This window comes from Actinosynnema sp. NPDC023658 (genome assembly GCF_040639995.1).
Taxonomy (GTDB): domain Bacteria; phylum Actinomycetota; class Actinomycetes; order Mycobacteriales; family Pseudonocardiaceae; genus Actinosynnema.
The window spans coordinates 1-6,790 of record NZ_JBFAAX010000311.1 but is presented as its reverse complement, the minus strand read 5'-3'; the positions used below and the strand labels follow the sequence as shown (position 1 = coordinate 6,790).

Here is a 6,790-nt window from a genome sequence, read left to right as displayed (position 1 = left end):
GCCGCCGTCCACGACCGGCTCCCAGCCCGACGCGTGCCGGCGCACCAGGTCCGCCGCGACCTCGTCGAACGGTCGCGCCCACACCTGCTCGTTGAACACCTCGACCTCGACCGCGCCGGTGTACCCGGCGTCGGCCACGAGCGCGGTCAGCCCGACCAGGTCGATGTGCCCGTCACCGGGCAGCCCGCGGCCGAGCAGCACGTCGGCGGGCAGCGGGGTCACCCAGTCGCACACCTGGTAGGAGTGGATCCGCGGGCCCGCCCGCCGCACGTCCGCCGCCAGCGCCGGGTCCCACCACACGTGCAGCGCGTCCACCACCACCCCGACGACCGACTCCGGGTACGGCGCGGCCAGCTCCAGCGCCTGCCCCAACGTCGACACCACGCCCCGGTCGGCGCAGAACACCGGGTGCATGGGCTCCAGCGCCAGCCGCACGCCCACGTCGGCCGCGTGGGGCGCCAGCACCTCCAAGGCCGACGCGACCCGGCCCCGGGCCGCTACGAGGTCCCGGTCCGGCACCCCGCCGGGCACCAGGACCAGGCACGACGCGCCCAGCGCCGCGGTCTCGTCGATGGCCCGCCGGTTGTCGTCCAGCCGCTGGTCGAAGCCGGTGAAGAAGCCGCCGCGGCACAGCGACGACACCTCCAGCCCCGCCGACCTCACCAGCGCCGCCGTCCGCTCCAGCCCGTGCTCGGCCACCGGGTCGCGCCACAGCCCGACCGCGCCGATCCCGTTCCGCGCGCACACGTCGACCACCTCGGGCACGGACGCCCGCTTCACCGTGGCCTGGTTCAGCGACAGCTTCACGTCAGCACCTCCAGCAGTCGTCCCCACCGCGCCGCCGCCGAGTCCGGGTCGGGCAGCAGCCCGGCCAGGTCCGCCAGCCGCAGCGCCTCCCCCAGGTGCACCACGTCCCGGGCCGACTGGAGGCCGCCGACCATGCCGAACGCGTCCTGGAACCCGCCCAGCCAGGCCAGGAACACCACACCGGTCTTGTAGTAGTAGGTGGGCGTGCCGAACAGGTGCCGCGACAGCGCGACCGTCGGCGCCAGCACCTCGTGGTACCGGTCGAGGTCGCCGGCGTCCAACGCCCTCAGCGCGGCGGACGCGGCCGGCGCGATGGCGTCGAAGATCCCCAGCAGCGCGTCGCTGTGGCCCTCCGCGTCCCCGGCGATCAGCTCCGGGTAGTGGAAGTCGTCACCGGTGTAGCACCGCACGCCTTCCGGCAGCGCCCGCCGCAACCCCACCTCGTGCGAGGCGTCGAGCAGCGACACCTTCACCCCGTCCACCTTGTCCGGGTAGGCCTTGACCAGGTCCAGGAAGTGCCCGGTCGCCGCCGTCACGTCGGATGAGCCCCAGTAGCCCTCCAGCACCGGGTCGAACGCCGTGCCCAGCCAGTGCAGGATCACCGGCCGGTCGACCTCCTCCAGCAGCGCGCCGTACACCTCCTGGTAGTCCTCGGGTCCGCGCGCGGAGGCGGCCAGCTTCCGGCTGCACATCAGGATCGGCTGCGCGCCCGCCTCCACCACGGCCGCCAGCTGCTCGCGGTAGGCGGTCAACGGGTCCGCGGTGTCGTGGTCCGTGCCGACGCCCGCCGCCAGCCGCCCGGTGGCGATCGACGCGCTGCGCCGGATCAGCTCCAGCGCCGTGCCCCAGTCCAGGCCCATCCCGCGCTGCGCGGTGTCCATCGCCTCGGCCACGCCGAAACCGTGCTCCCACAACCGCACCCGGTAGGCCAGGGTGGCGTCCCAGTCGAGCACGGCGGGCGCACCGGGGGTGTTGGCGGCGAAGGGGTCGGCCACCACGTGCGCCGCCGCGAACGCGACCCGCGACCCGAACGGCCCGGTCCCCCACTCGCGCGGCGCACCCAGGCGGTGCCGCCGGAACGTGCCGTCCCGGCTCGGCAGCAGCACCGACGTCACGCGGGCACCTCGATCCGCCGGCCGGTGCGCGAGGACTCCAGGCCCAGCGCGGCCAGCCGCACGCCGCGCACGCCGGAGTGGAAGTCGTGCGCGAACGGCGCACCCACGGCGACGTGCTTGAGGAACTCCTCCCACTGCACCATGAACCCGTTGTCGAACACCTCGTTGTCCGGCACGTCCTGCCACTGCGCCCGGAAGTCGATGGACGACGGCACGTCCGGGTCCCACACCGGCTTCGGCGTGATCGACCTCGGCTGCACCACGCAGTTGCGCAACCCGGCCACCGCGCTGCCCAGCGTGCCGTCCACCTGGAACTCGACCAGCTCGTCGCGCCGCACCCGCACCGCCCACGACGAGTTCACCTGCGCCACCACGCCACCGGCCATCTCGAAGATCGCGTACGCCGAGTCGTCGGCCGTGGCCGCGTACGGCTCGCCGTTCTCGTCCCACCGCGTCGGGATGTGCGTGACGGCCCGCGCGGTCACCGCCTCCACCGGGCCGAGCAGCCCCTCCAGCAGGTAGCTCCAGTGGCAGAACATGTCCACGACGATCCCGCCGCCGTCCTCGGCGCGGTAGTTCCACGACGGCCGCTGCGCGCTCTGCCAGTCGCCCTCGAACACCCAGTAACCGAACTCGCCGCGCACCGACAGCACCCGGCCGAAGAACCCGCCGTCCAGCAGCCGCTTCAGCTTGCGGATGCCCGGCAGGTAGAGCTTGTCGGCCACCACGCCGTGCCGCACGCCCGCCGCGTCCGCGTGCCGGGCCAGCCCCAGCACCTCCTCCGGCGTGGCCGCGACCGGCTTCTCGCTGTAGACGTGCTTGCCCGCGTCGATCGCCGCCGTCAACGCCGACACGTGCGCCGACGTCACCTGCGCGTCGAAGTACACCGACACGTCCGGGTCGCCCAGCGCCGCGTCCAGGTCGGTGGTCCAGCGGGGCAGGTCGTGCCGCTCGGCGATCTCCTTGAGCTTGGCGGCGTTCCGGCCGACCAGCAGCGGCTCGGGGACCAGCACGTCGTCACCGACCCGCACCCCGCCGCGCTCGCGGAGGGCGAGGATCGAGCGGACCAGGTGCTGCCGGTACCCCATCCGGCCCGTGACCCCGTTCAACGCGACGCCGATCGTGCGCACCGCCATGCGTACACCCCGCTCACAGTCGTGGAAAGCGCTTTCCAACACGCTACGGTCGGCTGCTCGCGGCCGTCAACCTCCCGACGGCGACCGACCGGGGTCGCCACCACGCGCACGCCTGACGTGATCTTGCCGCCGCTCGAACACCCGTTCGACCAAATCGAAGACCACGCCGGCCGGGGCCGCGCGGCGACGCGCGTGCCTGAAGGGGTCGAACCTGCGCCGGTCCGGTCGCGGCAGCGGCTAGTCTCGCCCGACCAGGAACGCGAAGGAGGCGGCGTTGACGTCGCGGCAGGTCACGCTGGCGGAAGTGGCGAAGAACGCGGGCGTGTCGCTCGCGACCGCGTCGCGCGTGCTCAACGGCAGCACCCGGCAGGTCAGCGAGGAGCTGCGCGAACGGGTGCTCGGCACCGCGCGCCGGCTCGGCTACCTGCCCAACGCCTCGGCCCAGGCGCTGGCCCGCAACTCCAGCGTGCTGGTGGGCCTGGTGGTGCACGACATCGCGGACCCCTACTTCTCCAGCATCGCCGCGGGTGTGACGAGGGTCGCTGAGGACGCCGGCCTGGTCGTGGTGCTCGGCACCACCGGCCGGGATCCCCGCCGCGAGGTGGAGCTGGTGAACACGCTGCGCGCGCACCGGGCGCGGGCGGTGGTGATCGCGGGCAGCCGCACGACCGACCGGGCGGCGTCGCGGCGGCTGGCCGAGGAGATCACCGCGTTCACCGCGCAGGGCGGCCGGGTGGCGTGCGTCTCACAGGCGAAGCTCGGCTCGGACACGGTGGTGCCCTCGAACCGGTCGGGCGCGCGGGCGCTGGCCCGGCGGCTGGCCGCGCTGGGCCACCGGCGGTTCGCCGTGCTGGCCGGTCCGCCGGACCTGCTGGTGGCGCGCGACCGGCTGGCCGGGTTCCGCGCGGGCCTGGCCGACGAGGGCCTCGACCTGCCGGACGCGGGCGTCATCACCAGCGGCTTCACCCGGGACGGCGGGTACGCGGCGGTGGCCGACCTGATCGCCGCCCGCACCGGCGCGACCTGCGTGTTCGCCGTGAACGACGTGATGGCGATGGGCGCGATGGCGGCGCTGCGGGAACGCGGGCTGCGGGTGCCGGAGGACGTCTCGGTGGCCGGGTTCGACGACATCCCGACCCTGCGCGACCTGGTGCCGGCGTTGAGCACGGTGCGGCTGCCGCTGGAGGAGATGGGCGAGCGGGCGGCCCGGCTCGTGTTGGACGACGTGGTGGCGTCACCGCGCACGGTCCGGGTGGCGGGTGAGGTGGTGCTGCGAGCGAGCACTTCCCCGCCCAGCGGTATCGGACTGCGCTGACCGCCGGCTACGCTCTAAACTGGACACCGTTCGACCACCCCTCACGAGGAGTGATCCCTTCCGTGCGCGACGCGCAGTCCCCGGGCTGCAGTACCGAGCCGGGTCCGATACCCGGCTGCCTGCCCCGCCCGATCCACCCCCGTCCGATCCGGTCGGGGTGGACCCGATGACCATCCTGCTCAGCGTTCTCGGCCTCGGTGCCGTGGTGGTGCTCACCATCGGCACGTTCATCGCGGTCGCCGCCGAGTTCTCCCTGACCGCCCTGGAGCGCAGCACCGTCGAGTCGCACGTCGCCCAGGTCGGTGACGCGAAGGCGCGGACGGTGGAGAAGGCGCACCGGTCCCTGTCGTTCCAGCTCTCCGGCTCGCAGCTGGCGATCACCATCACCACGCTGATCACCGGTTACATCGCCGAACCCGCCATCGCGGAGCTCGTCACGCCGGCGTTGACCGGTCTCGGCGTGCCCGCGTCGGCGGCCCGCCCGATCGCGCTGACCGTGGCGCTGGCGCTGGCCACGGCGTTGTCGATGGTGTTCGGCGAGCTGGTGCCGAAGAACCTGGCCATCGCCAGGCCGCTGGAGACCGCACGTGCCGTCGCGGGCGTGCAGGCCGGGTTCTCCGCGGTGTTCCGGTGGTTGATCACCGCCCTGAACGGCACCGCGAACTGGCTGGTGCGCCGGCTCGGCGTGGAGCCCGCGGAGGAGCTGGCCTCGGCCCGCTCGCCGCAGGAGCTCGGCGCGCTGGTCCGCTCCAGCGCCGAGCAGGGCACCATCGACCCCGGCACCGCCACGTTGCTGGACCGCTCGCTGCGCTTCGGTGACCGCACCGCGGAGGAGCTGATGACGCCCCGCGTGCGGGTCGAGTCGCTGCGCGCGGACGCGACCGTGCTGGACCTGGTGGCCAGGGCCCGGGAGACGGGCTTCTCCCGGTTCCCGGTGTACCACGGCGACCTGGACGAGGTGCGCGGGATCGTGCACGTCAAGCAGGCGTTCGGGGTGCCCAGGTCGCAGCGGGCCACCACGCCGGTGTCGGCGCTGACCCGGCCGGTGCAGACGGTCCCCGCGACGCTGGAGGGTGACGCGCTGCTGGACCGGCTGCGCGCCTCGGGCCTGCAGACGGCGCTGGTCGTCGACGAGTACGGCGGCACGGCGGGCCTGGTCACGTTGGAGGACCTGGTCGAGGAGATCGTCGGGGACGTGCGTGACGAGCACGACCGGCGGGAGACCTCGCCGGTGCGCCGGCTGGGCGGCGAGGCGTGGCTGGTGTCCGGCCTGCTGCGCGACGACGAGATCGCGGAGGCGACCGGGTTCCGGATGCCGGAGGGCGACTACGAGACCGTGGCGGGCCTGGTGCTGGCCCGGTTGGGCCGCATCCCCGACGCGGGTGACGAGATCCGGGTGGACGACTGGCGGATCACCGTGGTGCAGATGGACCGGCACCGGGTGGCCGAGCTGCGGGTGGCCCGGGTCGACCCGGCCGCCGAGGAGTCGGGGGTGTCGCGGTGATCGTGCTGGTGATCCTGCTGCTGCTGGCGGGCAACGCGTTCTTCGTCGGCGCCGAGTTCTCGATCATCACGGCCCGTCGCGACCGGTTGGAGGCGTTGGCCGAGCAGGGTTCCAGCCGGGCCCGCACCGCGATCAAGGCGGGCCGCGAGCTGCCGCTGCTGATCGCGGGCGCGCAGCTCGGCATCACGCTGTGCTCGCTGGGCCTGGGCGCGCTGGGTGAACCCGCGGTGTCGGCGCTGCTGGAGGCGCCGTTCCACGGCATCGGCGTGCCGGACGCGGTGCGGCACGGCGTCGCGTTCGCGCTGGCGCTGATCATCGTGGTGGCGCTGCACACCGTGCTGGGCGAGATGGTGCCGAAGAACCTGGCCATCGCCGGTCCCGAGCGGACCGCGCTGCTGCTGGTGCCCGCGCACTACTGGTTCTGCCGGCTGGTCGCGCCGCTGCTGCGCGGGTTCACCGTGGCGTCCACGGCGGTGCTCAAGCTGATGGGCGTGACGCCGAAGGACGAGCTGGAGTCGGCCTACACGCGGGACGAGCTGGCCCTGCTGATCGGGCAGTCGCGGCAGGAGGGCCTGCTGGAGGACTCCGAGCACCGGAGGCTCGCGCAGACCCTGTCGTCGGCCGAGCGGACCGTGTCCGACGTGCTGGTGCCGCTGGACCGGATCACGTCGGTGCCGGTGCGGCCGACCATGCAGGAGGTCGAGGCCGCCGTGTCGGCCACCGGCTTCTCGCGGTTCCCGGTGCGCGAGGACGACCGGCTGATCGGCTACCTGCACGTCAAGGACGTGCTGGACCTGGCGGACGCCGACCCGTCGACGCGGGTGCCGCCGGGCCGGGTGCGCGGGCTGCCCCGGGTGCGGGTGGACGCGAGCCTGGACGACGCGGTGGCGGCGCTGCGGCGCTCGCAGAGCCA

General features: G+C 73.9%; 6 protein-coding genes. 3 read left to right on the top strand and 3 right to left on the bottom strand.

Annotation, left to right across the window (positions count from 1 at the left end):
* The 3 genes from AB0G02_RS24870 to AB0G02_RS24860 form a co-directional block, all read right to left on the bottom strand.
* A partial coding sequence (locus AB0G02_RS24870) for a sugar phosphate isomerase/epimerase family protein (RefSeq protein ID WP_360797910.1) occupies positions 1-807 on the bottom strand: 807 nt, incomplete at its 3' end.
* Positions 804-1,871 (bottom strand): DUF993 family protein, encoded by a 1,068-nt coding sequence (locus tag AB0G02_RS24865; RefSeq protein WP_360797912.1) that lies wholly within the window; start codon positions 1,869-1,871, stop codon positions 804-806. The genes AB0G02_RS24870 and AB0G02_RS24865, both read right to left, overlap by 4 nt.
* Positions 1,872-1,918: 47 nt before the next feature.
* Positions 1,919-3,058: a Gfo/Idh/MocA family oxidoreductase gene (locus AB0G02_RS24860; protein ID WP_360797908.1), complete on the bottom strand. Its 1,140-nt coding sequence runs from the start codon at positions 3,056-3,058 to the stop codon at positions 1,919-1,921.
* A 274-nt stretch (positions 3,059-3,332) separates the two neighbouring features.
* Here AB0G02_RS24860 and AB0G02_RS24855 point away from each other — a divergent pair, with 274 nt between their 5' ends.
* The 3 genes from AB0G02_RS24855 to AB0G02_RS24845 form a co-directional block, all read left to right on the top strand.
* The gene (locus tag AB0G02_RS24855; RefSeq protein ID WP_360797906.1) at positions 3,333-4,373 is read left to right on the top strand and encodes a LacI family DNA-binding transcriptional regulator; all 1,041 of its coding nucleotides are present in this window, start codon (positions 3,333-3,335) and stop codon (positions 4,371-4,373) included.
* Positions 4,374-4,539: 166 nt separating this feature from the next.
* Entirely contained in the window at positions 4,540-5,877 is a 1,338-nt protein-coding gene (locus AB0G02_RS24850) for a hemolysin family protein (RefSeq protein WP_360797904.1), read from the top strand.
* Positions 5,874-6,790, top strand: a 917-nt coding sequence (locus tag AB0G02_RS24845) for a hemolysin family protein (RefSeq protein WP_360797902.1), incomplete at its 3' end; no start/stop codon positions are given. The genes AB0G02_RS24850 and AB0G02_RS24845, both read left to right, overlap by 4 nt.